Origin of the sequence: Isoptericola variabilis 225 (assembly GCF_000215105.1) — a bacterium.
Lineage (GTDB): Bacteria > Actinomycetota > Actinomycetes > Actinomycetales > Cellulomonadaceae > Isoptericola > Isoptericola variabilis_A.
Genome location: NC_015588.1, coordinates 484,273 through 509,615, shown reverse-complemented (window position 1 = coordinate 509,615; position 25,343 = coordinate 484,273). Strand labels below are relative to the sequence as shown.

Here is a 25,343-nt window from a genome sequence, read left to right as displayed (position 1 = left end):
TGGCCCGTTTCGCCCGCTTTATAGGGGCAAAACGGGCCAGAAATCATGCCCACAGCGCTGATCTACGGGGTGAGCGGCCAGGTCTGGAGACGGCCGCACATGCCGTAGCGGCGCGTCCCGGGCGCGGCGTCGATCGACGCGACGCGGCCGTCGGCGAGCGTGGCCGCCGAGCCCCGGGCCAGCGCGGCGAGCGCCGCGGCGGTCTGCTCGGTCGCGGCGGCGGCCGACGCCTCCCAGGTGCGGCGCCACCCCGCGACGCGCGGGGCGACGAGCCGCGCCGCGGCGTCGTGCAGCGGCTCGAGGGCGCCCGGCCCGTGCCGCCCGACGGCGGCGCGCAGGACCGCGTAGCCCTCGAGCGCGAGGTCGCGCCGGGCCCGGGCGGCCCGCGCCGCCTCGGCGTCGCCCACGTCGGCGGGCGACGGCAGCCGTGCGGCCTCGGCGTACCGCTCGGGGCTGTCGAGCACGTCGGCGGGGAACGTCATCACGGCGTCCCCCGCCTCGGGAAGGCCCGCGTTGGACATGACGACGAGCACCTCGAGGTCGCCGTCGTTGACCGCGCGGTGGATCACGCCGGGCGTGAACCACACGATGCGGCCGGGCACGAGCTCGTGCACCGCGAACCCCTCGGGCCCGAGGGTCTCGACCCGGCCCCGCCCGGCGAGCGTCACGTACGCCTCGGTCGACGTCGTGTGCAGGTGCGGCGTGCCGGACCCGAGCGGGGCGTCGTCCGCGGGCCAGTCGTAGACCCGCAGGTGGCTGACCGAGGCCCCGCCCGGGAACACCGGCGTGCTCACGCCGAGGGCACCTGCGTGCCGAGCACGTCGTCGAGCACCCGGCGGCCGAGCGCCGCGAGCGCCGCGCCCCGGGCGCCGTCGGACGCGCCGTCGGCCACGACGACGGCGTAGTCGAACGTCAGCGTCCGGCCCGTGCCGAACGGCAGCTCGGTGCTGAACGCCGGCGCCGGGCACAGGCACGCGAACGGCACGGACCGCACGAACCACTGCGGCTCCCCGCCCGGGTTGGCGCCGCCGTCGACCATGAGCACCGTCGAGGCGCGCGACCCGCCCTCGGGGCCGGGCGCGGGCCCGTCGTGCCGGCCGACGAACCCGAGCCACGGGGCGTGCACGCCGCGCGCGTCCTCGCCGTCCGTGAGCAGGCCGTGGCCCGCGTCGTCGGGCAGGATGACCTGCCCCTCGGTGAACGAGCGCGGCCCGCGCCAGAACAGGCCCCCGTAGCCGGCGTTCTCGCGGCCGTTGGTCGTGGGGCTGCCGATGTCGAGCGGCCCGTCGGAGACGTTGGTCATCTCCGAGCGGAAGGTCAGCACCCAGGCCGGCTCCTCGCCGTCGGGCACGTGCACCCCGAGCGTCCGGCGCTCGCGCACGACGACGTCGCCCGGCGTGCCGTCCGCCGTGGGCGGCGTGCGCCACGCGAGCTCCTCGACGACGCGCGAGGCGTCGACGGACTCGAACCGCTCGTGGTCCATGGACCCGTCGTTGCCGAGGTCGACGTAGGTGCCCCGCTCGCGCACGTAGTTGGGGCCGCCCCAGAAGTTCCACGGCCCCACGTGGGGCAGGGACCAGGCGATGCCCTTGTGCCACACGTGGTCCCACGGCCGGTAGGCCGTGACGACGTCGCCGCCGGGCGTGCGCAGCGGGTGCACGTACGGGCGCGGGCTCTCGTACGGGACGTCGGTCGGCCGGTAGACGTAGCGGAACAGCTCGACGTCGCCGCGGCGGACGGCGAGCGCCGCGCCGTCGTCGTGCACCGCGACGTCCTGCTCGGCGGTCTGCTGCTGCTCGGTGGTCATCGCGCGGCCTCCTCGACCGGCACGTGCTTGACAGCGGGCCAGGGCGCGCCGGTACCGCCCATGCTCGCGTAGAAGGGGTCGCCCGGCGTGATCTCGCCGGCCACGACGGGTGCGCCGGTGAACGCGGACTTGTAGATGGCGGCCGCGAGCTCGAGCGTGCCGCGCGCGTCGCCCACCGTGACCGGCGGGGTCTGGCCGGCGGCGAGCGCCCGGTACGTGGGGACGAGCTGGGCGAGGTGGCCGCTAGGACCGCCGTCGGCGACCTGGGCGACGTCGGCCGCCCAGCGCTCGGCGACGTCCTCGCGCCCGGGGACCGGCGTGACGGTCCACGACGCGTCGTCGTACCCGTAGAGGTGCTCGAGCTCGAGCGTCGCCGCCTCGGTGTCGAAGCGCAGGAACGAGGTCTCGCGCGGCGACAGCAGCGAGTTGGTGATCGACGCCATCGCGCCGTTCGCGAACCGGACGATCGCCATCGAGACGTCCTCGGTGTCGACCTCGCGCGCGAGCCGGCCCGCCATGGCCCGGACCTCGACCCATGGGCCGAGCACCGAGACGAGCAGGTCGAACTGGTGGATCCCGTGCCCCATCGTGGGGCCGCCGCCCTCGGTGTCGAAACGGCCGCGCCACGGCACCTCGAAGTACGCCGGCGGGCGGAACCACAGCGTGTCGCACGTGGCGACGAGCGGCCGGCCGAGCGTGCCGTCGGCGAGCAGGCGGCGCAGCCGCAGCGCGCCCGCGCCGAAGCGGTGCTGGACGATCTGCGTGAACCGCGCGCCGCGCGCCGCCTCCTGCTCGGCGACGGCGAGCGCGTCGACCTCGGCCAGCGACAGCACGGCCGGCTTCTCGACGACGACGTGCACCCCGGCGGCGAGCGCGGCGCGCGCCTGCTCGAGGTGCAGCGACGGCGGCGTGCACACGTGCAGCACGTCGGTCTCGCCGGGGGCGAGCGCCGTCGCGAGGTCGGTGCTGTGCTTCGGTGCGCCGAACGTCGTCGCGAACTCCTCGGCCCGCGCGGGGTCGACGTCGACGACGTGCGCCAGCTCGACGTCCTCGAGGCCCTCGTACCGGGCCAGGCCCTGGATCGCCTGCGCGTGGGCGTGCGCGATCGCGCCCGCGCCCAGGATGCTCACCTTCATCGGTGGATGCTCCGTCTCTGCGTCGAATCGTGACGAACGACCCTACCCCTGGCGGGCTGTCAGGCCCACGCCTCGCCATGTCGCGGCGTGGGCCTGACAGCCCGGGCAGGGGGTCGGAGGGTCAGGGGATCGGCACCTGCGACCAGTCGGTGTCCGACGCGAGGTAGAACCCCGGGTAGGACGGCTGGTTGTAGGCGGTCTGCTGCCGGGCCACCTCGGCCCGGTACTGCGGGTCGTGCATGAGCGTGTAGAGCTTGATGTCCGTGACCTCGGTGGACAGGTACAGCCGCAGGGCCGACGAGTCCGCCGTGCGCACGAGCACCTCCTCGCGCCAGTCGCCGAGGACGTCGGCGACGAGCGACGGGTTGCCCTTGGTGCCGTTGTTGGTGCGCGTGCCGTCGAGCGACAGCACCGTGCCGGACCAGTCGACGATGCGCGGCGTGGCGTCGCCCGAGCCGTCGATGATCTGCGTCGTGGCGTCCGCGGCCCAGCGCACCGACTGGTTGGTGCCCATGGTCCGCGTCGAGACCTGCTCGCCGGTGGCGCTGAGCGTGCCCGAGCCGTCGGAGCCGCCGGGCATCGACGCCCAGACCTCGATGCCCGGCGTGCCGGGCAGGACGTCGCCGATCATGCCGCGGCCGGTGTCCCGGCCGGAGTAGGCGCCGAAGAGCACCTCGCCCGTGGCGGCGTCGCGCATCGCCGAGCCGTACGGCGCCCACGCCCCGCCCTCGTGCACCGTCCAGATCTCGAGCCCGGGGCGGGACGGGTCGATGTCGGTCACGTGCATGGCGTCGCCGTGCCCGAGCCCGACGTACGCGCCCGGGTTCCCGCTGCCCGGGGGCAGCGTGTCGAACGACGAGTAGAGCAGCGAGCCGTCGTCGTCGATCGTCGCCGAGCCGTAGACGATCTCGTGCTTGCCGTCCCCGTCGACGTCGGCCGCCGACATCGAGTGGAAGCCCTGCGTGGTGATCGACCCGAACTCGGGGTCGGTGCCGAGCCGGCCGTGCGGCCCGTCGTTGAACGGGTTGGTCATGGGCGTCCAGCCGGAGTCGACGAACCACCGCTCGGTGAGGTTCTTGCCGTCCCAGTCGTACGCCACGATCGTCGAGCGCGTGTAGTAGCCGCGCGCGAAGACCGCCGACGGGCGCTCGCCGTCGAGGTACGCGACGCCGGCCAGGAAGCGGTCCACGCGGTTGCCCGGCTCGATGCGGGACATCGCGTAGTCGCCCCAGCGCAGGCCGTCGTCCTCGCGTCCGGGCTTGTAGTCGACCGTCCGCAGCGGCCGGCCCGAGCGACCCTCGAACACCGTGAGGTACTCGGGCCCGCTGATGACGAAGCCCTCGAACGTGCGCAGGTCGTTGCGGGCCGAGCGGCTCGGCGCGTAGACGTCCATGAAGTGGTCGGCGAGCGCGCGGGCGTCGGCGTCCGAGAGCGGGTAGTCGTACCGCGGCTCGATGCCGAACGCCTCCTCGAGCGTGGCGGGCCACTGGCCGCTGACCACCTCGGGGTAGGAGGCCCAGTCGCGGAACATCTGCACGACGTGCTCGTAGTAGTCGTCCGCGCCGTACCGGTAGTCGTCGCTGTGCTTGACGCCGGCCTTGCGGTCGCGCGCGGGGATCTGGATGTACTGCTCGCCGGCGGGCTCGCCGTCCTCGTACTTCGTGACCTTGGTGCCCGGCGCCGTCTTGACCATGAGCTCGGCCGCCCCGTCGCCGTCGAAGTCGTAGACGGGGAACTGCGTGTAGTGGGCACCGGCGCGGATGTTGACGCCGAGGTCGATGCGCCACAGCTGGGTGCCGTCGAGCTCGTAGGCGTCGAGGTACTGGTTGCCGGTGTACCCCTTCTGCGAGACGTCCTTGGAGTTGGACGGGTCCCACTTGAGCACGATCTCGTACTCGCCGTCGCCGTCGAGGTCGGCGACCGACGCGTCGTTGGCCGAGTAGGTGTAGGCCTCGCCGACCGGCGTGACGCCGTCGGCGGGCTTGTTGAGCGGGATGTCGAGGTAGCCCGCGTCCCACGCGGTCACGGCCGCGCTCCGCTCCCCCTCGACGCCGTCGACGACGGGTGCGACGGCGTACTCGGCGTCGGCCGTGCCCGCCGGGTCGACGTAGTTGGTCGAGTCCGTCACGGTGGCGATCGCAGCGCCGTCGCGGTAGACGACGAAGTCGGCGCCCGCCATGCCCGAGTCGGTGTGGCCGGTGACCTCCTCCCCGAGGAGGCGCCAGGACAGGAAGACGCCCTCGCTCGTGTGCGCCGCGACCAGGCCGCGGTCGAGCCGCTCGAGCTGGACGCCGCCCGTCGGCGCCGCGGACCCGGGCGGGCCGCCGGGGGCGGCGACCGCCGCCGCCCCGGTGATCGCGAGCACGCCCGCGGTCGTCGCCGCGACGGCGCAGGCCGTCGCTCTGGTGGTTCTCATCTCGCTTGCCTCCCGTGCATCGTTGCAGTGGTGCGTGGGCGAGACCCACCCGTCGTCGTCGCGGGCAGGCCGGACCGGTCCGGCGCACGTCGTGCCGGCCGGACGTCTCTAGATGTCGGTGCCCCCGGCGCGCTCCGCGTCCAGGCCGCGACGCCGCACCTCGACGCCGACGACGGCGAGCGCGAGCAGTCCGCCCACGAGCAGGGCGAGCGGCGGGAGCATCCAGACGAAGGTCAGGCACAGGCCCACCCCGACGAGGAGGAGGACCGAGCCGACGAGGTCGTCGCGCGCCCGCTCGGCGCCGACGACGAGCGCCTCGCGGGCGCCCGTCCCCGCCGGGGTGCCCTCGTCGTCGGACCACGTGCCGGCGGCACGCAGGAGGACGACGACGGCGACGGCCGCGGCGAGCGCGACCACGGCGGCCACGACCTGGCCGCCGGGGAGGACGCCCGAGCCCGCGAGCCGCATGTCGAACGCGAGGAGCACGGCGATCCCGACGGCGGCGAGGCCGAGCGTCCACAGGGTCCGCACGGCAGCCCACCACTCGCGGGCGAAGCGGCCGACGCCGACGTCGAGCCCCGCGACCTGGCGCCGCACGTGGGCGACGGCCGCCGCGAGGGACGGCACGGCCGTCACCACGAGCAGGCTCCCGACGGCCGCCAGGATCCCGGCGAGCAGGACCTCGCCGAGCAGGCCGAGCGCGGCGCCGGTGCGGGTCTCCCCACCGGTGCCGCGCCCGCCCTGCCTCGTGCGTCGGGTCATCGTCAGCCCTTGAGCCCCTGGGTGGCGACGCCCTCGACGATGTACCGCTGGAACAGGATGAAGAACAGCATGACCGGCAGCAGGGCGAGCACGGCCATGGCCATCTGGGCGCCGTAGTCGGACACGGAGGTCTGGTCGACGTACAGGCGCAGCGCGATGGGCAGCGGGTACAGGTCGGGCTTCTTGAGGTACAGCAGCGGGCCGAGGAAGTCGTTCCAGGACCAGATGAAGGCGAAGATCGAGCTGGTGATGATCGCCGGGCGCATCAGCGGCAGCATGATCGACCGGAAGATGCGCACGTGCCCGCACCCGTCGATGCGGGCGGCCTCGTCGAGCTCCCGCGGCAGGTTGCGCATGAACTGGACCATGAGGAACACGAAGAACGCCTCGGCGGCCAGGAACTTGGGCAGCAGCAGCGGCGCGAACGTGTTCACCAGGCCGAGCGTGTTGAACATGATGTACTGCGGGATGATCACGACGTGGAACGGCAGCAGCAGCGTGCCGATCATGATCGCGAAGAACAGGCCGCGGCCGGGGAAGTCGATCCGGGCGAACGCGTAGGCCGCCACGGCCGAGGAGATCACGACCCCGATCACGGACATCACGGCCAGGAACGTGGAGTTGGCCACGAACGTCCAGAACGACACCCCGCCGATGCCCGACATGGCGGTGGCGTAGTTGGTCAGCGAGAAGCTGTCCGACCACAGGTTGACGTTGCCGATGATCTCGCTGGACGGCTTGAGCGAGGACACGACCATCCACGCCGCCGGGTACAGCACCACGATCGTCAGGGCGGCGAGCAGCAGGTGGAACCCGAGCGAGCGCACGCCCTTCCTGCGGCGGGCGGCCTGCCGGCGGCGGGTCGCCTCGACGTTGGTGCCGGGGTCCTGCTGCTCGAGCAGCATCGCGGCGCCCGCGGCCTGCGCGGGAAGGTTCGGGGTGACGACGTGCTCGCTCATCGGGAGTCTCCGGAGTAGTGCACCCAGCCCTTGGAGGTGCGGAACAGCACCGCGGTGATCGCGCCGACCACCACGACCAGCACCCAGGCCATGGCCGAGGCGTAGCCCATGTCGAACTGGGCGAAGCCCTTGATGTACAGGTACAGGGTGTAGAACAGCGTCGAGTCCGCCGGACCGCCCGTGCCGCCCGAGATGATGAACGCGCTCGAGAACACCTGGAACGCGTTGATCGTCTCCAGCAGCAGGTTGAAGAACAGCACCGGCGACAGCATCGGCAGCGTGATCTTCAGGAACTTGCGCACCGCGCCCGCGCCGTCGACCGACGCCGCCTCGTACAGCTCCGCCGGGACCTGCTTGAGCCCGGCCAGGAAGATCACCATCGGGGCGCCGAACGTCCACACCGCCAGCAGGATCATCATCGGCATCGTGCGCGACGGGTCACCCACCCAGCCCCCGGCCGGCAGTCCGAAGAACTGCTGGATGCGGTCCACGATGCCGTTGTCGATGAACATCGCCTTCCACACGATCGCGACCGACACGGAGGCACCGATCAGCGACGGGGCGTAGAACACCGACCGGTACCCGCCCTGGCCGCGGTGCTTCATGTTCAGCAGCATCGCCACCGCGAGCGCCGCCGCGAGCTTGATCGGCGTGCCGACCAGCACGTACACGGCCGTCACCTTCGCCGACGTGATGAACCGCCGGTCGGCGAACAGCGCCTGGAAGTTCTCGAGCCCCACCCACTGCGGCGGGCGGAACAGGTCGTAGTCCGTGAACGCCAGGTACAGCGACGCCACCATCGGGAACGCCGTCAGCAGCACGAACCCGACCAACCACGGCGACAGGAAGGCGTACCCCGCCGCCGTGTCCCTGCTCAGGGACGCCTTGCGCCCCCGCGCGGGGGACGGAGCGTCCGCCCCCCGCGCGATGTCGAACGTCGTGGAGCTCATGGTCACGACTGGCCGACGTTGCTGTCCGCGAAGGCGAACCAGTCCGTCACGAACTGCTCGACGTCGATGTTGCCGTACTGGAGCTCCTCGCTGAGGCGCTTGAACTCCGCCTCGACGGCGCCGAAGCCCTCGACCGGCAGCGGCGCCGGCTCGGTCACGACGTCGGCCACGGTCTCCTCGTACTCGACGACCGTCGCGTCCACGGAGCCCTCCTCGACCTCCATCGCGTCACGCTGGGCGGCGACGGCGGGGACGCCCTTCGAGGTGCCGAAGATGCGCCCGACCTCGGGCTCGTTGACGAGGAAGTCGATGAGCGCCGCGGCGGCCTCGGGGTTCTCGGTGCTCGCCGAGGCCGAGAGCAGCATCGACGGCTTCCAGAACTGCTGCGGGCCCTCGTCGCCCGACGGCATCGGCATCATGCCGATGTTCTCGGTGCCCGAGTCGGCCACGTAGCCGGCGAGGAAGTTGTCCCAGCTCATCTCGGCGGCCGCCTCGTTGACGGTGAAGCCGCCGAGCGGCTCGATCTGCTTGGCCTTGTCGATCGGGTAGAGCACGCCGGCGTCGCGCAGCGGCTGCACGCGCTCGAGCCACTCGGTCATGTGGCTCTCGTCGAAGCCGAGCTGGCCGTCCTCGGTGAACGGCTGGACGCCCTGCTGGATCAGCCACTGCAGGAAGAACCAGAAGGTGCCCGAGTAGTCGCCCGAGCCGTAGATGACGGGCTCCTGGCCGGCGCCGGCCGCGGAGACCTCCTGGATCCAGGCGTCGAGGTCGTCCCAGGTGTAGCCCTCGGCCGGCGGCTCCATGCCCACCTTGTCGAGGACGTCCTGGTTGTAGAACAGCGCGAGCGTGTTGGTGCTCGTCGGGATGCCGTACTGGGCGCCCTCGATGGTGCCGGCCTGGAGCAGGCTCTCGTCGAACTCGTCGACGTTGAGGTTGACCCCGATCTGGCCGCTGAGGTCGAGCAGCTGGCCCGTGCCGCCGTACTGGCGGAGGTACGACAGGTCCATCTGGACGACGTCCGGGAGCGCGCCGCCGGCGGCCTCGGTCGCCCGGGCGGTCCAGTAGTCGTCCCACGCCTGGAACTGGGTCTGGACCGTGATGTTGGGGTACTTCTCCTCGAAGAGGTCGATCGCCTCCTCGTACTTGGCGGCCCGGTCGTCGTTGCCCCACCACGCCATGGAGAGGGTGACCTGCTCCTCGGTGTTGAGCTCCTCGCCCGAACCGGGTTCCTCGGTGGTGCCCCCGCCACCGCCGCACGCGGTCAGGACGAGTGCGACCGCAGTGGTCGCCGCGGCCGCACCGACGGCCTTGCGCGTGATCCTCATGAGAGCCTCCTTGCTCGTCGCTCATCGACATCGACGGCGCCGCACGAACAGCCCTTGGCCGCCGACTTGAATCGTTACAATACACGTCTCGGACCAGATGTCCAGAGGCCCGGGAAAGCGCTTCATCACGATCCGGCAACGAACACGCGTGCGTCGTCCGGGGCAACGAAGCGTTCGTATCGTTGCGATTCCGGGCGTGGTAGCGGGTTCGGTGGTCGCCGAGCGAGGCGGGCCGGTCGCCGGTTGACTGGTCGCCATGGTCACCGTCGGATTCCACGCGTCCCACGAGCAGATCGCGCCCGGTCCCCTGCTCGCCGCCGCCCAGCGCGCGCAGCAGGCCGGCTTCGACGCCGCGATGTGCTCCGACCACCTCGCACCCTGGAGCGTGCGGCAGGGCGAGTCGGGCTTCGCCTGGTCCTGGCTCGGCGCCGCGCTCGCGACGACCGAGCTGCCGTTCGGCGTCGTGACGGCGCCCGGCCAGCGCTACCACCCGGTGATCGTCGCGCAGGCGGTCGCCACGCTCGGCGCGATGTTCCCCGGGCGCTTCTGGGCGGCGCTCGGCTCGGGCGAGGCGATGAACGAGCACGTCACCGGCGACCGCTGGCCCACGAAGGCGGAGCGCGACGAGCGCCTGCGCGAGTGCGTCGAGGTCATGCGCGCGCTGCTCGCGGGCGAGGAGGTCACCCACCACGGCCGCGTGACGGTCGACCGCGCCCGGGTCTGGTCGCTGCCCGAGGTCCCGCCGCGGCTCGTCGGGGCCGCGGTGACGCCCGCCACCGCGCGCCGGCACGCCGACTGGGCCGACGGCCTCGTGACCGTCAACCAGCCCGTCGAGACCCTGCGGCAGGTCGTCGCCGAGTACCGCGACGCCGGCGGGCGCGGCGACCTCGCGCTCCAGGTCCACGTGGCGTGGGGCACCAGCGACGAGGCGGCGTTCGCCGTCGCGCACGACCAGTGGCGCTCCAACCTCCTGCCGCCCGCGGTGAACTGGGACCTCGAGACGCCCGAGCAGTACGACGCCGTGGGCGAGCTCGTCCGGCCCGAGGCCGTGCGCGGGTCGGTTCTCGTCGACCACGACGCCGAACGGCTCGCCGACCGCGTCGCCGAGCTCGTCGCGTGCGGGTTCGACCAGGTGTACCTGCACCACGTCGGGAAGGAGCAGGACGCGTTCCTCGACGTCGCGGCCTCGACCCTGCTCCCCCGCCTGCGCGACGTCGCCGGCGCCGCGCCGCGGGGCACGGCCACCGGCGCCACCGCCGCGAGCACGGGAGGTGCGGCGTGAGGATCCGCGACACCGGCGACCTGTGGTGGAAGAACGCCGTCGTCTACTGCCTCGACGTCGAGACGTTCATGGACTGGAACGACGACGGCATCGGCGACTTCCCGGGCCTCGTCCAGCGCATCGACCACCTGGCCGACCTCGGTGCGACGTGCCTGTGGCTCATGCCGTTCTACGCCACGGCCGACCTCGACGACGGGTACGACGTCACCGACTTCCTCGCGGTCGACGAGCGCCTCGGCGACCTGGGCGACGTCGTCGAGCTCGTCCGCACAGCGCGCGACCGCGGGATCCGCGTCATCGTCGACCTCGTCGTCAACCACACCTCCGACCAGCACCCGTGGTTCAGGTCCGCGCGCCGGTCGAAGGACTCGCCGTTCCGGGACTTCTACGTCTGGCGCGCCGACGAGCCGCCGCCCACGAAGGACCAGGTCGTCTTCCCCGACAAGGAGGACGCCATCTGGACCTTCGAGGAGAAGACCGGCGAGTGGTACCGGCACCGCTTCTACCACCACCAGCCCGACCTCAACACGGCCAACCCGAAGGTGCGCGACGCGCTCGCCAAGACCATCGGCTTCTGGCTCGAGCTCGGCATCTCCGGGTTCCGGGTCGACGCGGTGCCGTTCGCCCTCGCCGACGCCGCCTCGACGCCGGACGACGAGATCGACGACCCGCACGAGTTCCTGCGGATCCTGCGCGCCTTCGTCGGGCGACGCGCGGGCGACGCGATCCTCATGGGCGAGGTCAACCTGCCCTACCTCGAGCAGGCGAAGTACTTCGGCAACTCCGACCCGACCGACGGGGGCGACGGCGGGACCGACGTCACCGAGCTCACGATGCAGTTCGACTTCAACGCGATGCAGGCGATGTACCTGTCGCTCGCGCGCGAGGACGTCGGCCCGCTCGCCGCGGCGCTGCGGTCGCGCCCGCCCATCCCGCACGACGCGCAGTGGGCGACGTTCGTCCGCAACCACGACGAGCTCACGCTCGACAAGCTCTCCGAGGAGGAGCGCCAGGAGGTCTTCGCGGCGTTCGGGCCCGAGGAGGACATGCAGCTCTACGGGCGCGGTCTGCGCCGCCGGCTGCCGCCGATGCTGGGCGGCGACCCGCGCCGCGTCCGCATGGTCTACTCGCTGCTCTTCTCGCTGCCGGGGACCCCGGTGCTGTACTACGGCGAGGAGATCGGCATGGGCGAGAACCTCGCCGCCGAGGGCAGGCTCGCGGTCCGCACGCCCATGCAGTGGACACCCGAGCGCAACGGGGGGTTCTCGCGGGCCGCCGAGCGGAGTCTCGCCGGCCCCCTGCCGACCGACGGGTACGCGCCCGAGCACGTCAACGTCGCCGACCAGCGCCGGAACCCGGACTCGCTGCTGGCGTTCGTCCGCACGCTCGCGCACCGCTACCGCGAGTGCCCCGAGCTCGGCTGGGGCGACTGGGAGATCCTCGACCAGCCGCACGCCGCCGTGCTCGCGCTGCGGAGCACGTGGCAGGACGCGTCGATGGTCACGCTCCACAACCTGTCGCCGAACCCCGCCGTGGTGCCGCTCGAGCTGGGTGAGCTCGAGGAGGGCTCGCGGCTCGTCGACCTCCTGACCGACGACGACTGCGAACCCGAGCCCGACGGCAGCGCGGAGGTCCGGCTCGACGGGTACGGCTACCGCTGGCTGCGCGTCACGCAGCCGAGCTCACGCCGGCTGCTCTGAGCGCCCGGCCACCGCGACCGCGTCGCGCTCGGCGAGCGTCCCCGCCTCGGCGACGACGGCGCCGACGAGCCGCTCGTCGGTGCCCGCGCCGTCGGGCAGGAGGCCCGGGAGCGCGAGCAGGGCACGCACCACGTCGGCGGGCGGGGCCGCCGCGGCGTCGCCGTTCCCGACCTGCTCGACGACGTCGCGCAGCTCGGCGGCACGCGGGTCGTCGACCGTCCTGCCGGCGGCCGCCTCGCGGCGCACGACCTCCGACCACGCCGCGAGCGCGAACGCCGCGCCGCGCGGCACCGCGCCGGCGGCGAGCCGGTCGGCGATCGTGCCGCCCCAGCGGAACGGGATCTTCTGCGTACCGTCCATCGAGACCTGGAGCGTGGTGTGGCCCGTCGCCGGGTTGGCGAACCGCTCGAGCAGCGACTCGCCGTAGGCGTGCAGGTCGGCGCCGTCGGGCGGCGTGAGCGTCGGCAGGGCGTCGTCGAACAGCAGCTCGCGGGCGCGCGCGGCGATCGCCGGGTCGGTGACGGCCTCGGCCACGGTCGCGTGGCCGGCGAGCCAGCCCGCGTACGCGAGCAACGAGTGCGTGCCGTTGAGCAGCCGCAGCTTGGCCCGCTCCCACGGCGCGACGTCGGAGGTCAGCGTCGCGCCGGCCTCCTCCCACGCGGGCCGCGGCCCCGCGAAGCGGTCCTCCACGACCCACTGCCGGTACGGCTCGCCGACGACCAGGCCCTCGTCGCGCACGCCGAGCTCGCGCTCGACCGCGTCGCGCTGCTCGGGCGTCGTGGCGGGCACGATCCGGTCGACCATCGAGCACGGGAACGCGACGTGCGCCCGCAGCCAGTCCCGCAGCGCGTCGCCCGCCTCCCCGGGCAGCGCGGCGTCGACGGCCTCGTGCACGAGGCGCTCGAGCACGCGCCCGTTGTCGACCATGTTGTCGCACGTGAGCACCGTGACCGGGCGGTCCTCGCCCGACGCCGCAGCGGCGCGACGCCGTGCGGCCAGGCCGCGCACGAGCAGCCCGATCGCGGTGGTCGACGGCGCGGCACCGGCCGCGCCGGTGCCGGCCTCCTCCACGGAGAGCGCCTCGAGGTCCGCGCGCACGCGGGCGACGTCGAGACCGCCGTCGGCGTCGCGGCAGTAGCCCTTCTCGGTCACGGTGAGCGTGACGAGGTGCGTGGTCGGCGCGGCGATCGTGGATAGGACGCGCGGCGTCTCCTCGGCGGGCCACGCGACGTCGAGCACCGCGCCGACGAGGTCGAGCGAGGTGCCGTCCGTGCCCGCGGTGAGGACCGAATAGACACCGCCCTGCGGGCGCAGCTGGTCGCGCACGGTCGCCGACCGCTGCGTGACGCCGAGGATGCCCCACCGGGTGTCGCCGGTCGCGCGTGCCGCGAGCTCGGTGAACACCGCCTGGTGCGCGCGGTGGAACGCGCCGATGCCGAGGTGCACGATCCCGACCTCGGCGGGCGTCACGGGGGCGGCGAGGTGGGCGGGCAGCGTCGCCCGGTGCAGTCGGTCGGTCACGGGTCCTCCGTCAGGTCGCGGATGGTGGGCGGGCGGTCAGCCGGCGGGCGGCGGTGCGGTCGAGTCGCGGACGACGAGCTCGACGTCGAGCGGCGGGACGTCGGCGGGGGCACCGGCGTCGGGCCCGGCGACACCGGCGAGGTGGTCGACCGCCCGCCGCCCGACCTCGCCGAGGTCGGCGCGCAGCGTGGTGAGCGGCGGGTCGACGAGCGAGGCGACGTACGAGTCGTCGCACCCGACGACGGACAGGTCGCGCGGGACCTGCAGCCCGCGGGCGCGCAGGCGGGCGACGAGGCCCACGGCGACGAGGTCGTTGAACGTCACGACGGCCGTCGCGCCCGAGGCGAGGACGAGGTCCGCCGCCGCGTGGCCGCCGACGACCTGCGGGCGGAAGTCGCCGAGCTCGACGAGCTCGACGTCGTCGAACCGCTCGGCCGCGCGGCGCAGGCCCTCGCGCCGGCGGCCGTCCGACCACGAGCTGCGCGGACCGCCGACGTACGCGACGCGGCGGTGCCCGAGCGCGCGCAGGTGCTCGACCGCGCGCAGCATGCCGCCCGCCTGGTCGGTCACGACCGACGCGACGCCGTCGACGTGCTGGTTGACGAGCACGACGGGCCGTCCGGAGAGCGCGGCGAGCGCGCCGTCGACGGCCCGCGGCGAGCACAGGAGGATCCCGTCGGTCTGCGGGGCGAGGTGGGCGATCGCCTCGGCCTCGAGCTCGGTGTCCTCGTCGGTGTCGACGACGAAGAGGCCCAGGCCGCGCTGGCGGGCCCGTGCCTGGGCTCCCTTGGCGACAGCCGCGAAGTAGGGGTTGGCCAGGTCGGGGACGACGAGGCCGAACGCGCCCGTGCGGCCGGCACGCAGGACGCTCGCGGCGCGGTTGGGGCGGTAGCCGAGCTCGCGCGCCGCGGCCGTGACCCGGTCGCGCGTGGCCCCCGCGACGCGGTCGGGCGTGGCGAGCGCGCGGGAGACGGTCGAGATCGACACGCCGGCCGCGCGAGCGACGTCGTGCACCGTGACCATGACCCACCTCCTGCGAACGTTGTCACCGGACCTGCGTGGACCCACTGTAGCGCGACGGTCGATCGCGGGACGGATTGCCCCACGTCCCCCGTGTGGCGCTAGGATGCAAACGTTGTCACACCACTCGACGAGGAGGCACCCGTGAGCGAGCCGTGGACCCTGCACCCGGACCGGGCTCTCCCGGCCGACCCGGCCACGCGCGACCTGGCGCGCGAGATCTACGCGGCGACGAAGGACCTCCCGCTGGTCTCGATGCACGGGCACGTGCCGGTCGAGTGGTTCGCGCAGGACACGTCGTTCGGGGACCCGGCCCAGCTCTTCGTCGTGCCCGACCACTACCTCACGCGCATGCTCGTGTCGCAGGGCGAGACGCTGCCGCGCCTCGGCGTCGGCTCGACGGCGGACGAGGCCGTCGAGACGGACCCGCGCGAGATCTGGCGCCGGTTCTGCGCCGGCTGGAAGCACTTCCGCGGCACGCCCACGCGGTACTGGCTCGAGCACGAGCTCGTCGAGATCTTCGGCGTGACGCAGCGCCCCTCGGCCGAGACGGCCGACGCGATCTACGACCAGGTCGCCGCGCGCATCGCCGAGCCGGACTTCCGGCCGCGCGCGCTGCTCGACCGGTTCCGCATCGAGGTCATCGCGACGACCGACCCTGCGTGGGCCACGCTCGACGACCACGCCAAGCTCGCGGCCGACGGCTACGGCGAGCGGGTGCTGCCGACGTTCCGCCCCGACCCGCTGCTGCACCCCGACCGGCCCACGTGGCGCGAGGACCTCGAGCGGCTCGCCGCGGCGTCGGGCGTCGACGTGTCGTCGTACGACGGCTACCTCGAGGCCCTGCGCACGCAGCGCGAGCGGTTCGTCGCCGCGGGCGCCCGCGCGACCGACCACGGCCACCTGTTCGCCGACACCACGCCGCTCGACGACGCCGAGGCGCGGCGGGTCTTCGACGCCGCGCTCGCCGGCACCGTCACCGCAGCCGAGGCCCAGGCGTTCAGCGGGCACATGCTCTTCCAGATGGCGGCGATGTCGGCCGAGGACGGGCTCGTCATGCAGCTGCACCCGGGCGTGCTGCGCGACCACGCGAGCGCCCCCTTCGCGGCGTTCGGCCCGGACAAGGGCTACGACATCCCCGTCGTCACCGAGTTCACGCGGTCCCTGCGACCCGTGCTCGACGCGTTCGGCCACCACCCGCGGTTCCGCATGATCGCGTTCACGGTCGACGAGGACGTGTACTCGCGCGAGCTCGCGCCGCTCGCCGGGGTCTACCCGGCGCTGCGGCTCGGCGCCCCGTGGTGGTTCCTCGACGCGCCCGACGCGATGCGCCGGTTCCGCGAGGCCGCCACCGAGACGGCCGGCTTCTCGAACATGAGCGGCTTCGTCGACGACACGCGTGCCTTCTGCTCGATCCCCGCACGCCACGACCTGGCCCGACGCGTCGACGCCGGGTACCTCGCGCGGCTCGTCGCCGAGCACCGGCTCGACCTCGACGAGGCGCTCGACACCGCCGTCGACCTCGCGTACCGCCTGCCGCTGGCGGCGTACGAGCGTCGGTGAGGGTCGGGCCGTGACCACCGTGCACCCCGCCTGGCTCCCGGACGAGGCGTTCGCCGCCGTCGCGCGGCGCGGCGTCGGGCTCGTGCTGCCCGACACCGCCACTCCCCCCGGTGCCGGCCCGGGCGACGCCGAGGTGCTCGCCACGCTGCGCGACGAGGTCGCCGCGCTCGGCCTGCACGACGGCCCGACCGGCCTGCGCCTCGAGCTCGTGCACCGCGAGCCGTCAGAGGCTCGTGACCCTCTGGGGTCACCGGCGCCTGACAGCTCCGAGGGGTTCAGGTTCCGGCGCGAGCGCGGCCACGTCACCGTCACGGCCGCCTCGCCGCGCGCGCTGCTGCACGGCTACTTCCACGTCGTGCGCCTCGGCGAGGCGGCGTTCGCCGGTCCGGACACCGACGGGACGCACGCGCCGGCCTCGGCCCTGCGCATGCTCGACCACTGGGACAACGTCGACGTCCACCCGGTGATGGGTCAGGTCGAGCGCGGGTACGCGGGCGGGTCGATCTTCTACGCCGACGGCCGCGTGCGGGAGGACCTGTCGCGCGTGCGCGAGTACGCGCGGCTGCTCGCCGCCGTCGGGATCGACCGCGTCGCGATCAACAACGTCAACGTGCACGCGCGCGAGGCGCGGCTGCTCACCGACGACCTGGGCGAGGTCGCGCGCATCGCCGACGCCTTCCGGCCGTACGGGATCCGTGTCCACCTGTCGGTGAGCTTCGCCGCGCCGATGACGCTCGGCGGGCTACCGACGTCGGACCCGCTCGACGAGGGCGTGCGGGCGTGGTGGCGCGAGGCCGCCGACCGCGTGTGGGACACGATCGGCGACTTCGGCGGCTTCGTCGTCAAGGCCGACTCCGAGGGCCAGCCCGGCCCGTTCGCCTACGGGCGCGACCACGCCGACGGCGCGAACATGCTCGCCGAGGCGGTGGCGCCGCACGGCGGGCTCGTCCACTGGCGCGCGTTCGTCTACAACCACACGCAGGACTGGCGCGACCGGTCGACGGACCGTGCCCGCGCGGCGTACGACCACTTCGCGCCCCTCGACGGCCGGTTCGCCGACACCGTGATCGTGCAGGTCAAGCACGGCCCGCTCGACTTCCAGGTGCGCGAGCCCGTCTCCCCCGTGCTGGCCGCGATGCCGCGCACCCGTCTCGCGCTCGAGCTCCAGGTGACCCAGGAGTACACGGGGCAGCAGCGGCACGCGGTGTACCTCGGCACGGCGTGGAGCGAGGTGCTGCGCTGGCGCCCGTGGGGCGACGAGGGCGCCACCGTGGCCGACGTCGTCGGGCCCGCGGGCGGCCTCGCCGCGGTCTCGAACGTCGGCGACGACCGGTTCTGGACCGGCCACCCGCTGGCCCAGGCCAACCTCTACGCCTACGGCCGTCTGGCCTGGGACCCCACGCTCGACCCGGTCGACGTCCTCGACGAGTGGATCTCGCTGACCTTCCCCGGCGCGCCGGACGCGCTGCGGGCGGGCCTGCACCTGCTGCTCGACGACTCGTGGCGCACCTACGAGCTGTACACCGCCCCGCTCGGCGTCGGGTTCATGGTGCGGCCAGGGCACCACTACGGCCCCGACGTCGACGGCTACGAGTACACCCCGTGGGGGACGTACCACTTCGCCGACCGCGACGGGATCGGCGTCGACCGCACGCGTGCGACCGGCACCGGTTACACCGGCCAGTACCCGCCGCCGTGGCGCGACGTCTACGAGTCGCTCGAGACGTGCCCCGACGAGCTGCTGCTGTTCTTCCACCACGTGCCGTACACGCACGTGCTGCACAGCGGCTCGACGGTGATCCAGCACGTCTACGACACGCACTTCGAGGGCGTGGAGCGGGTCGAGCGCATGGTCCGCACGTGGGAGTCGGTCGCGGACCTCGTGCCGGCCGACGTCGCCCTGCGCGTGCGCGAGCGGCTCGCCGAGCAGCTGCGCTCGGCGACCGAGTGGCGGGATCAGGTCAACACGTACTTCTTCCGCAAGTCCGGGATCCCCGACGCCCGCGGCCGCACGATCTTTTCGTGAGCGCTGTGGGCGTGATTTCTGGCCCGGTTAGTCCGGTTTCTTCCGGTTCAGAACAACAGAAATCACGCCCACAGCGGGAGGCTAGAGCGCGCCCCCGGCCGCGCGCGGGGCGTCGGCCGACTCGCCCGAGTCGCCGATCTGCTCGCGCGCGACGTAGTTCTCGAGGTCGAACAGGTTGTCGCCGGCCCGCTTGGCGACGGTGAGCAGCGTGGTCGCCGCCGCGACCTCCTCGACCTGCTCCTCGAGGAACCACAGCATGAACTGCTCGCCGAGCGCGTCGCCCTCGGACCGCGCCGCGCGGAAGATCGCCTCGATCTGCGCGGTGACCTGCTGCTCCTGGTCGAGCGCGAGCTGCAGCGGCTCGACGACGTCCGCGAAGTCGTTGCGCACGTCCGGCGTGCCCGGGATCGACACGGGACGCGACCGGTCCAGGTGGTACTGGACGATCATCATCGCGTGGTTGCGCTCCTCGAGCGCCTGCCGGTAGAAGTGCCGCGCGAGCTGCGGCAGGTCGTGGCTGTCGAACCACACGGCCATGGCCGTGTACTGCTGGTGGGCCGCGAACTCGTGCCCCACCTGCTCGCCGAGCAGCCGCCAGAACTCCGCACTCTTCGACGTGTCGGTCATGCGGCCAGGCTAGGCCCAACCCCGATCCGGCACATCCGCGACATGGACGTCGAGGCAGGGGCGTGGGGTTCGGCGGGCCCGCCTCAGTGCGCCACGAAGCGCTGCTCGACGTCGCGCAGCAGCGGACGGGCGTTGTTGAGCAGGAACCACACCCAGATCACCGAGAACAGGGCGAGCACTCCCTCGGACGTCAGCCACACGACGGCCGCAGCGACGACGAGGAGCGACAGCACGCCCAGCGTCACGAGAGGAAGCCGCACCAGGTAGTAGATCGCGAGCCGTGCGACGTCGCGTGCCCGGAAGGTGTAGAACGACACGATCGTGAGCGCCTGCAGCGCCCAGAGGAGGATGCCCGCACCGATCACGAGCAGCACGACGGCGTACGCGCGCGGCACGCCCACCTGTCCGATGTTGACCACCGAGAACGCGATCACACCGAGGACGAGCATCGCGGGCGTCCACAGTCGCAGCACGTCGAGCGCGTTGAGGCGGTAGCCCTTCCAGAAGGACCGCCCGGGAGTGAGGGACTCGGCCCGGCCCCGGTCCCGCAGCGCGTACAGCGCGGCCGAGAGCGCCGGGCCGGCGGGCACGAGGCAGAGCGGGACCAGCAGCGCGTTGCTGCTCGCCCGGTCGAGCAGGACGAGCAGCACCATCGAGGGCAGCGACGACAGGACGAGGAGCAGCCCCACGATGAGGAACCAGTAGACGGTACCGGTGATCCGCCCGAGCGGACCCTCGCCGAGATCGCCGGCTGGACGGGCGCGACCACCGACCGAGGCCGGCGTCGTCGGCGGGTCCTCGGGCCACGAGCCGCGTGGAGCGTCGCCCCGGTGGTCGGTGCTCACGTCATCCACCGTAAGGGCCACGGCCCAGGATGCGGGAGTCGTCGAGCCATGCGGGCGTCTCGTCCACCACAGGGTCGATCTCGACCAGCGTGACCTCGTGCCTGCCCAGCACGAGGGACAGGTCGACCCGGCCCACACCGTCGTCCCCGGGGACGACCGGCAGGGAGGAGGCTGAGCGCGACGGCTCGGAGGCCTCGTGCAGAGCGTCGAGCGCACGCGCCGAGGGCGACGCGGGCCGGCCCATCTCGCGCCATGCGGCCCAGGCGTTACCCGCGGTCTCGTTGACGACGGAGCGGTGCACGTAGGCCCGCGGCGCGGTCGGCGCCGTCGCGGCGTCGACCGTACGGCGCGCCGCCGGCGCCCCGACCGGGATCAGGAGCTCGAGCTCGTGACGCTGCGGCTCGACGACGTCGTCGGTGCCTCCGACCGGCTGCCATGCCAGGACCGTCACACGACCGGTCTGGTCGTCGCGCGTGACGAGGTGGTCGTCACCCCGCGCGAGCACGGACGTGCCCATGCGGGCCATGAAGGCGTACAGGTGGTAGGTCGGCTTGCGGACCTGCCGGTGGGTGAGCATGCCGAAGCCGCCGTGGAAGATCGACGTGGGGATGTTCTCCTCCTCGAACGTGTCGCTGAACGTCCAGTAGGCGAAGGAGTCGACGTGGTCCCCGCCGCCCGCCAGGACCGGTGCGAGGTAGGCGGCGTTGTACGCGGTGTCGTGCACCGGGTTGTCGGGCCGGTAGCTGGAGTTGAACTCGGTCACGTGCACCGGCTTGCCCTCGAGGGGTGATCCGGCCAGCACTCGGGAGGGTGTCGCGAACTGCTCCAGCAGCGACGACGCGGGACGCAGCGTCTGGTACACCCCGAACGGCACGTGCTGGGCCGGGCCGGTCGTGTAGGCGTGGCAGGAGACGAAGTCGACGGGCACGTCCTTCGCCGTCACGAAGTCGACGAACGGCGCCCACCACTCCTCGCCGCCGGGCGCCAGAGCGGGCCCGCCGACCTGCAGCTCCGCGTCCACGTCCTTGACCGCGTGCGCCGTGACCTCGTACAGCCGCAGGTACTCGTCGAGCGAGGCGCCCTTCCAGAAGTGCCCCAGGTTGGGCTCGTTCCACACCTCGATCGGCCAGGTGCGCACCTCGGCGAGTCCGTACCGATCGACGAGGTGTCCGACGACGGCTCGCACGAGCGCGGCCCACTCGTCGTAGCTGCGGGGCGGGGTCACGTTGCCCTTCCACCAGAACACCGTCTGGTCCCCGGACGCCAGTCCCGACGGCATGAAGCCGAGCTCCAGGAACGGCTTGATGCCCAGGGACAGGTAGGCGTCCACCACCTGGTCGACGTACGTGAAGGAGTAGCGCGTCCCCTGGTGGCCGTCCTTGTCGTAGGGGCGGTGCACGCCCACGTCGTCGGACAGCAGGCCGTGCCCGCGGATGTACCGGAACCGGATATCACGCTGCACCAGGGCGAGCGACTCCTGGTAGTCCTTGCGCAGCGCCAGGTTGAACCGGCCCGTGCCGACGCACGCGCGCCACGCGTCGTCGAGCGTGCTGACGGGTTCGGCGGGCACGACGGTGCGTGACATGGATCTCCTCGGGTGGGGCGCTCTGCGGGTCGTACGAAGAGATGCGGCGCCGGGCGGCCGGACGGCCACCTGGCGCCGCATGCTCAGGGTCGAGGCGTGACCGCGCGGGTCACTCCTGCTCGAGAGTGCTGTTGGCCAGGTCCACGTAGTCCTGCATGCCGGCGCCCTCGAGCTCGGCCACGTAGGCGTCCCACTCGGACAGCGGGCGGTCGCCCACGATGAACGCGGCCGTGTTCTGGTTGACGATGTCGAGCAGGTTGGTCTGCAGCAGGCCTGCCTGCTCCTGCTGCATCTCGTCGTACGCGATGGCCGGCGGGAGCGGCAGCTCCTCCTTCTCGTTCATGCCGTCGAGGAACGCGATGACCTCCTCGCGCAGCATGGACTTGTCGAGGTCCTCGGTCGAGCCGTGAGCCAGCATCCAGACGCCGTTGTGGTAGCCGAAGTCCTTGCGGAGCTCCTTGGGCGCGCCCGGGTTCAGGCCGTTGACGTCGATGTCCTCCATGAGGGTGCGCTTGCCCGACGCGTCCTTGGTGTAGGTCTCGCCCTCGACGCCCCACTTGGCGAACTCGAGGCCCTCGTCGGAGTAGTACAACCAGTCGACGAACTGCAGCATCGCGAGGAAGTCGTCCTGCTCCGCAGCCGAGGCGGCGAAGACGATGCCCGACTCACGGCGCGAGCCCGGGGCCAGGTAGCTCCCGTACGGGCCGGCCGGGACCACGATCTGGTGCACCTCCGCCTCCGTGTTCCCCGTCTGCTCGAAGTTGGCACGGTACTTGACGAGCTCCTGGTCGTTCGAGCTGATCGCCGCGACGGAGCCGGACGCGAACTTCTGCTCGCCGGTCTCCATCTGCTGGGTGACCGACTCCGGGTCCATGAGACCCGCCTCGACGAGCCCGGCGAAGTAGGTGACGAGCTCTCGGTAGCCGTCCGACGCCGGGGCGTAGCTGAACTCGCCGGCCTCCTCGTCCCACCACAGGCCTCCGCCGTTGAGACCGACCCCCGCGAGGGTGCCGAAGTTCGGTGCGGCCGCGTTGAGCGTCTGCTCCATCGGGCTGTTGATCGACCACTTGTCGGAGAACGCGTACTCGAGCTCCGGGTTGGCCTGCTTGACAGCCTCGAGCTGGGTGGCGAACTCGTCCCACGTCGCCGGGTCCTCGGTGAGGCCTGCCTTCTCCCACAGGTCCTTGCGGATCGCGATGGAGTACTGCGGCTTCGCGATCTCGTGGATGCCGGGGAGCAGGTAGTACTTGCCGTCGGCCTGGCGGAGGTTCTCGATCTCGGCCTCGAGCCCCCACCGCTCGATCTTGTCGAGGAAGTTGGGCATGTGCTCGACGTAGTCGCTGATCGGCAGGAGCGCGCCGCCGGAGACGAACTGGCGCTCCTCACCCGCGTAGATCGAGGGCATGATGTCGGGCGCCTCGCCGGAGCTGATCAGCACCGAGCGTCGGGTCTGAAGGTCGGCGAGCGGCACGTTGACGTAGTCGAACGTGACGTTGTGGTCCTGCTCCAGGTGCTGCACGACGGACCAGTCGGCCCGGAACGGGTAGTCCGGGTGGTCGCGGTACAGCAGACCGAACTCGACGGGCTCCGTCGCCTTGAAGGTGGTCCCGACGTCGAAGTTCTCCATGTAGCCGACTTGCGACTCCATGTCGATCTCGCCGCTCGCGGCCTCGCCGCCGCCGCCGGACGTGCACGCCGTGAGCGTGACGGCCAGGGCCGAGGCGGCGATGCCCGCGGTGGCCTTCATGGGGGTGATCCTCATTGTTCTCCTCCGGTGCTGAACGTCGTCGTTCGCGACGATCCAGTGGATCGTTCTCTTGTCGTGCAGTGCCCGACGGTGGTGGTCGACGGGCTGTCGTGCGAAGGGCCTCGGTCAGCCCTTGACCGAACCGAGCATCACGCCGCGCACGAAGTACTTCTGGATGAAGGGGTAGACCAGGATGATCGGCAGCACCGTGAGCAGCATCGCGACCGACTTGACGTTGGCCTGGATCTGCACGCTGTCGGTCCCCAGGTTCTCGGTGGACATCGCCGCGGCCAGCAGGTTGCGCAGGTAGAGGGTGACCGGATAGAGGTCGCGATCGTTGAAGTAGAGGTACGCCTGGAACCAGGAGTTCCAGAACTGCACCGCGTAGAACAGGATCATGGTCGCGACCACGGCCTTGGACAGCGGAAGCACGATCCGGAAGAAGATTCCGTACGTCGACATGCCGTCGATGGCCGCCGCCTCCTCCAGCTCCCGCGGGAAGTTGTCGAAGAACGACTTCATGACCAGGAGGTTGAAGACGTTGATCGCGTTCGGCAGGACGATCGCCCAGATCGTGTCCTTGAACCCGAGGTAGCTGACGAGCAGGTAGTTCGGGATGAGTCCGCCGGAGTAGAGCATCGTCACCAACGCGAGGCCCACCAAGAACCCACGCCCCTTGAGGTGCGGCTTCGACAGCGCGTAGGCGAACGTCGTCGTGATCGCGATGGCTATCGCCGTCGCGACGACCGTGTACACCACCGTGTTCTTGTACGTCACCCAGAAGTACGGGTCGCTCATGACGCCCTCGAACGTCGTGAGGTTGAACCCGCGCGGCCACAGGTTGACCTGGCCCGAGGCGATCATCGCCTGCGAGCTGAACGCCTTCGCGACGAGGTTGACGAACGGGTAGAGCGTGAGGCCGCAGATGACGACGAGCGCGACGGCGTTGACCGCGCGGAACGCCTTGTAGCCCACGCTGTCCTTGACGGTGACCGGGACGGTCCTGACCGCCGTGATGTCCGGGGTGGAGGTCGTGGTCACCACAGGGATGCTCCCGTCGCTCGCTTGGAGATCTGGTTCGCGGTCACGACGAGGACGACGCCGATGACCGCCTCGAACAGGCCGATCGCCGCCGCGTAGGAATAGCTCGCGCTCTCGAGCCCCACGCGGTACAGGTACGTGGAGAGCACGTCGGCGGTGTCATAGGTGAGCGGGTTGTAGAGCAGCAGGACCTTCTCGAACCCGACGGCCATGAACGTCCCGATGTTGAGGATGAGGAGGACCATCATGGTCGGCCGGATGCCGGGCAGCGTGATGTGCCATGTCTGCTGCCAACGGTTGGCCCCGTCGATCCGCGAGGCCTCGTAGAGCTGGTCGTCGATCGTCGTGAGCGCGGCAAGGTAGAGGATCGTGCCCCAACCGACCGTCTGCCACACCTCGGACGTCACGTAGATCGTGCGGAACCAGTCGGCGCGCTGCATGAACGGGATCGGGTCGTCGCCCATGGCGCGGATCACCTGGTTGATCGTGCCGTTGATCGCGGTCAGCTCGAGCACCAGGCCGGCGACGATGACGATCGACATGAAGTGTGGCAGGTAGGTGATCGTCTGCACCGTGCGCTTGAAGACGCGCGAGCGCACCTCGTTGAGCATCAGCGCCAGGATGATCGGCAGCGGGAAGCAGACCACCAGCGTGAGTGCACCCAGGATCAGCGTGTTCCCGAAGACGTCCCAGAACTTGTCGTCCTGGATGAACATCTGGAAGTAGTAGAGCCCGACGAACTCGTCACCGAAGATCGAGCCGCCGGGACGGTACCGGCGGAACGCGATGACGTTCCCGAGCATCGGCACGTACCGGAACAGCAGGAGGAACACCACCGGCGCGATGATGAGCGTGTAGAGCCGCCAGTCCTTGCGGAGCGCCTCCGCCCACGTCTGGTGGCCGCGCCGTCCCCGGCGGCCGAGGCCTCGGGTGCCGCTGAGCGACGCCTCACGCGTGTCCACCCCGACGGGGGCGGCCGGGACCGTCCCTGCGCCTTGTGCCATGCGTGCTCCCGGTGTGTCACGTCGTCG

At 72.0% G+C, this 25,343-nt stretch carries 20 protein-coding genes; 4 read left to right on the top strand and 16 right to left on the bottom strand.

Features of this window, described 5'->3' with window-relative positions; genetic code table 11:
• Positions 1 to 62 precede the first annotated feature (62 nt).
• From ISOVA_RS02400 to ISOVA_RS02365, 8 genes are all read right to left on the bottom strand, one after another.
• Positions 63 to 794, bottom strand: coding sequence for a cupin domain-containing protein (locus ISOVA_RS02400; RefSeq protein WP_013837668.1), 732 nt, complete (start codon positions 792 to 794; stop codon positions 63 to 65).
• Positions 791 to 1,807: a DUF6807 domain-containing protein gene (locus ISOVA_RS02395; RefSeq protein ID WP_013837667.1), complete on the bottom strand. Its 1,017-nt coding sequence runs from the start codon at positions 1,805 to 1,807 to the stop codon at positions 791 to 793. The genes ISOVA_RS02400 and ISOVA_RS02395 overlap by 4 nt, the downstream gene beginning before the upstream one ends.
• On the bottom strand, positions 1,804 to 2,943 hold the full coding sequence (locus ISOVA_RS02390; protein ID WP_013837666.1) for a Gfo/Idh/MocA family protein: 1,140 nt from the start codon (positions 2,941 to 2,943) through the stop codon (positions 1,804 to 1,806). The genes ISOVA_RS02395 and ISOVA_RS02390 overlap by 4 nt, the downstream gene beginning before the upstream one ends.
• Positions 2,944 to 3,064: 121 nt before the next feature.
• On the bottom strand, positions 3,065 to 5,359 hold the full coding sequence (locus tag ISOVA_RS02385) for a rhamnogalacturonan lyase (RefSeq protein ID WP_013837665.1): 2,295 nt from the start codon (positions 5,357 to 5,359) through the stop codon (positions 3,065 to 3,067).
• 108 nt (positions 5,360 to 5,467) lie between these two features.
• Positions 5,468 to 6,121, bottom strand: coding sequence for a hypothetical protein (locus ISOVA_RS02380; RefSeq protein WP_013837664.1), 654 nt, complete (start codon positions 6,119 to 6,121; stop codon positions 5,468 to 5,470).
• Between the two features lie 2 nt (positions 6,122 to 6,123).
• Positions 6,124 to 7,026, bottom strand: coding sequence for a carbohydrate ABC transporter permease (locus tag ISOVA_RS02375; protein ID WP_049788399.1), 903 nt, complete (start codon positions 7,024 to 7,026; stop codon positions 6,124 to 6,126).
• A 50-nt stretch (positions 7,027 to 7,076) separates the two neighbouring features.
• Positions 7,077 to 8,036, bottom strand: coding sequence for a carbohydrate ABC transporter permease (locus ISOVA_RS02370; protein WP_041294745.1), 960 nt, complete (start codon positions 8,034 to 8,036; stop codon positions 7,077 to 7,079).
• Positions 8,033 to 9,355: an ABC transporter substrate-binding protein gene (locus ISOVA_RS02365; protein ID WP_013837661.1), complete on the bottom strand. Its 1,323-nt coding sequence runs from the start codon at positions 9,353 to 9,355 to the stop codon at positions 8,033 to 8,035. Before ISOVA_RS02365 ends, ISOVA_RS02370 begins: the two co-directional genes overlap by 4 nt.
• A 256-nt stretch (positions 9,356 to 9,611) precedes the next feature.
• Here ISOVA_RS02365 and ISOVA_RS02360 point away from each other — a divergent pair, with 256 nt between their 5' ends.
• Both ISOVA_RS02360 and ISOVA_RS02355 read left to right on the top strand, forming a co-directional pair.
• Positions 9,612 to 10,637 (top strand): TIGR03885 family FMN-dependent LLM class oxidoreductase, encoded by a 1,026-nt coding sequence (locus tag ISOVA_RS02360; protein ID WP_013837660.1) that lies wholly within the window; start codon positions 9,612 to 9,614, stop codon positions 10,635 to 10,637.
• Complete coding sequence (locus ISOVA_RS02355; RefSeq protein WP_013837659.1) at positions 10,634 to 12,337, top strand: alpha-amylase family protein; 1,704 nt, start codon at positions 10,634 to 10,636, stop codon at positions 12,335 to 12,337. Before ISOVA_RS02360 ends, ISOVA_RS02355 begins: the two co-directional genes overlap by 4 nt.
• Here the strand turns inward: ISOVA_RS02355 and ISOVA_RS02350 are convergent.
• Both ISOVA_RS02350 and ISOVA_RS02345 read right to left on the bottom strand, forming a co-directional pair.
• Positions 12,320 to 13,858 carry a mannitol dehydrogenase family protein gene (locus ISOVA_RS02350; RefSeq protein WP_013837658.1) on the bottom strand — a complete coding sequence of 513 codons (1,539 nt, stop codon included), beginning with the start codon at positions 13,856 to 13,858 and terminating at the stop codon, positions 12,320 to 12,322. The genes ISOVA_RS02355 and ISOVA_RS02350 overlap by 18 nt on opposite strands.
• Positions 13,859 to 13,894: 36 nt before the next feature.
• The gene (locus tag ISOVA_RS02345; protein ID WP_013837657.1) at positions 13,895 to 14,881 is read right to left on the bottom strand and encodes a LacI family DNA-binding transcriptional regulator; all 987 of its coding nucleotides are present in this window, start codon (positions 14,879 to 14,881) and stop codon (positions 13,895 to 13,897) included.
• A gap of 141 nt (positions 14,882 to 15,022) precedes the next feature.
• On the opposite strand from ISOVA_RS02345, the gene uxaC reads away from it, so the two are divergent.
• Positions 15,023 to 16,441: a glucuronate isomerase gene (gene uxaC / locus ISOVA_RS02340; RefSeq protein WP_013837656.1), complete on the top strand. Its 1,419-nt coding sequence runs from the start codon at positions 15,023 to 15,025 to the stop codon at positions 16,439 to 16,441.
• A gap of 10 nt (positions 16,442 to 16,451) precedes the next feature.
• Positions 16,452 to 18,467 (top strand): alpha-glucuronidase, encoded by a 2,016-nt coding sequence (locus ISOVA_RS02335; protein WP_013837655.1) that lies wholly within the window; start codon positions 16,452 to 16,454, stop codon positions 18,465 to 18,467.
• A gap of 81 nt (positions 18,468 to 18,548) precedes the next feature.
• Here the strand turns inward: ISOVA_RS02335 and ISOVA_RS02330 are convergent, their stop codons facing one another.
• The 6 genes from ISOVA_RS02330 to ISOVA_RS02305 form a co-directional block, all read right to left on the bottom strand.
• A complete protein-coding gene (locus ISOVA_RS02330) occupies positions 18,549 to 19,094 on the bottom strand; it encodes a ferritin (protein ID WP_013837654.1) in 546 nt (181 codons plus the stop codon).
• Between the two features lie 83 nt (positions 19,095 to 19,177).
• Positions 19,178 to 19,939, bottom strand: a complete 762-nt coding sequence (locus tag ISOVA_RS02325) for a DUF624 domain-containing protein (RefSeq protein ID WP_013837653.1) — start codon at positions 19,937 to 19,939, stop codon at positions 19,178 to 19,180.
• A 1-nt stretch (position 19,940) separates the two neighbouring features.
• The gene (locus ISOVA_RS02320; protein WP_013837652.1) at positions 19,941 to 21,524 is read right to left on the bottom strand and encodes a GH39 family glycosyl hydrolase; all 1,584 of its coding nucleotides are present in this window, start codon (positions 21,522 to 21,524) and stop codon (positions 19,941 to 19,943) included.
• Positions 21,525 to 21,633: 109 nt separating this feature from the next.
• Positions 21,634 to 23,271: an ABC transporter substrate-binding protein gene (locus ISOVA_RS02315; protein WP_233275937.1), complete on the bottom strand. Its 1,638-nt coding sequence runs from the start codon at positions 23,269 to 23,271 to the stop codon at positions 21,634 to 21,636.
• A gap of 126 nt (positions 23,272 to 23,397) precedes the next feature.
• Positions 23,398 to 24,315, bottom strand: a complete 918-nt coding sequence (locus tag ISOVA_RS02310; RefSeq protein WP_013837650.1) for a carbohydrate ABC transporter permease — start codon at positions 24,313 to 24,315, stop codon at positions 23,398 to 23,400.
• Positions 24,309 to 25,316 carry an ABC transporter permease gene (locus ISOVA_RS02305; protein WP_013837649.1) on the bottom strand — a complete coding sequence of 336 codons (1,008 nt, stop codon included), beginning with the start codon at positions 25,314 to 25,316 and terminating at the stop codon, positions 24,309 to 24,311. Before ISOVA_RS02305 ends, ISOVA_RS02310 begins: the two co-directional genes overlap by 7 nt.
• Between the last annotated feature and the right edge of the window lie 27 nt (positions 25,317 to 25,343).